Consider the following 2,726-nt stretch of genomic DNA (forward strand, 5'->3'; position numbering starts at 1 on the left):
CCGGCGCGAGGAAGAACGCCGGTCGAGGAAAGCGCGCCATCATAGCGCCAAACGCCCCCTTCGGGACGACAACGCGGCCCGGCAAGCGGCACGACGGCCGCGTCGCGATGCGGCCGCGCCAGGCGCAACACGGCTTTCGGGCATCGTCAAAAACGTTTGAGCACTACTTTAAGCGATAAGCCGCACGCCGCGCACCGTTTCGTAGCAGGGGCGGCCAGGCGTTATCGAGACACTTCCGGGGTATAATCCGGGGCTTCCCAAAGCCAATTGCCGCATTGCTGCAAACGGCTTCTCGACGTCGCATTTCAGACGTCTCGACGTAAATCTAAGCACCGTCACAATGGCCCACTTCTCGTGTTTCCCCGGCGCTTCGGCCCTCTCCGATTTCCGTCAAACCCGCCTGCTCGAAACACTGACGCGCATTGATCCAAACATCGTCGGCGTGCGCGCGCAGTTCCTGCATTTTGTGAACTCGACTGAACCGCTGTCCGACGAAGACAGCAACCGCGTCCACGCACTGATGCACTACGGCACGCCGTTCGAGGCTCAGGACGAACGCGGCGCGGTTGAAACCTTCATGGTCGTGCCGCGCTTTGGCACGGTGTCGCCGTGGGCCAGCAAGGCAACCGACATTGCGCACCATTGCGGCCTGACGCAGGTCCGCCGGATCGAGCGCGGGGTCGAATACACGGTTGTGTTGAAGGGTGGGCTGCTCGGAACGGCAATCGGCGGCAAGAAGGCGCTATCGGCTCAAGTACGCGATGCAGTGGCCGCCGCCTTGCACGACCGCATGACTGAAAGCGTGGCGCCGTCGCGCGATCACGCGCTGCATCTCTTCGACGAACTCCCGGCGCAACCCCTGCAAGCCGTCGATATCCTCGGCCATGGCCGCGCGGCGCTGGAAACGGCGAACCTGGAGCTGGGCCTCGCGCTGGCGGACGATGAAATCGATTATTTGATCGATGCATTCACCACGCTGAAACGCAATCCGACCGACGTCGAACTGATGATGTTCGCGCAGGCCAATAGCGAGCATTGCCGCCACAAGATTTTCAACGGGCAGTGGACCATCGACGGCGAGCCGCAGGACAGTTCGCTTTTCAACATGATCCGCAATACCGAAAAGCTGAATCACGCCGGCACGATCGTCGCTTATTCGGACAACTCGGCAATCATGGAAGGCGGCACGGCCGAGCGCTGGTTCCCGCGTGGCGCGGACGAGCACTATGGCCGGCACGTCGAACTGACGCACACGTTGATGAAGGTCGAGACGCACAATCATCCGACCGCCATCTCGCCATTTGCAGGCGCGGCGACGGGTTCGGGCGGCGAAATCCGCGATGAAGGCGCGACCGGGCGCGGCGCACGCCCGAAAGCGGGCCTGGCTGGGTTCACGGTATCGAATCTCGATTTGCCCGATGCGCGCCAGCCGTGGGAAAACGCCCGCGACAGCGCGGTGCCCGTGCCGCAACGCAATCCCTCCGACTCACACGAGCCGTACGGACGGCCGGACCGGATCGCGTCGCCGCTGCAGATCATGATCGATGGCCCGATCGGCGCGGCTGCTTTCAACAATGAGTTTGGCCGGCCGAATCTCGGCGGCTATTTCCGTACCTATGAGCAGAACGCGGGTGGGCGTGTGCGCGGCTATCACAAGCCGGTGATGATCGCGGGCGGGATCGGCAATATTTCGGATCAGCACACGCACAAGATGGATCTGCCGCCCGGGTCGCTATTGATCCAGATCGGCGGGCCGGGCATGCGGATCGGCATGGGCGGCGGCGCGGCGAGTTCCATGGCGACCGGTGCGAACACGGCGCAACTCGACTTCGATTCCGTCCAGCGGGGAAATCCGGAAATCCAGCGGCGGGCGCAGGAAGTCATCAACGCTTGCTGGCAGCTAGGTTCTGACAACCCGATCTTGAGCATCCACGACGTGGGCGCCGGTGGGTTGTCGAACGCGTTCCCCGAACTGGTCGATGGTGCCAACAAAGGCGCGCGATTCGACTTGCGTCGCGTGCAGCTTGAAGAGTCCGGTTTGTCGCCGCGTGAAATCTGGTCGAACGAAGCGCAGGAACGTTACGTTCTTGCAATCGCGCCGGATTCCCTGCCCGCGTTCGAAGCCATTTGCACGCGCGAGCGTTGTCCGGTTGCCGTGGTCGGCGTGGCGACAGAAGAACGCCAGTTGAAACTGCTCGACGACCGGGGCGAAGCCAGCGGGCCACCCGTCGATATGCCGATGGAAGTCCTGCTTGGCAAGACACCGAAGATGCATCGCGACGTTCAACGTGAACAACTCGCGTTTGAACCCGTCAATGTCACGGGGATGGTGTTGTCGGAGATTGCGCTCAGCGTGCTCAAGCACCCCACGGTCGCAAGCAAGTCGTTCTTGATTACCATCGGCGACAGGTCGGTGGGCGGTACGACGGCGCGTGACCAGATGGTGGGTCCATGGCAAGTGCCCGTTGCCGATTGCGCGATCACTACCATGGATTACGCCGGCTATCGCGGCGAAGCGATGACCATCGCCGAGCGCACGCCGCTCGCGGTGATCGACGCGCCTGCATCTGGCCGCATGGCGGTGGGCGAAGCGGTGACGAACATCGCGGCAGCGCCTATCGAATCGCTGGGCAAGCTGAAGTTGTCGGCCAACTGGATGGCAGCGTGCGGCAGTCCTGGCGAAGATGCAGCGCTCTTCGACACCGTGAAGGCGATCGGCATGGAAC

General features: G+C 62.9%; 1 protein-coding gene. It reads left to right on the top strand.

The features are described from left to right. Positions 1–340: 340 nt before the first annotated feature. Positions 341–2,726: phosphoribosylformylglycinamidine synthase (gene purL / locus WCA53_RS17325; protein WP_423913022.1), on the top strand; the 2,386-nt coding region annotated here is incomplete at its 3' end.

Origin of the sequence: Caballeronia sp., assembly GCF_049581465.1 — a bacterium.
Lineage (GTDB): Bacteria > Pseudomonadota > Gammaproteobacteria > Burkholderiales > Burkholderiaceae > Caballeronia.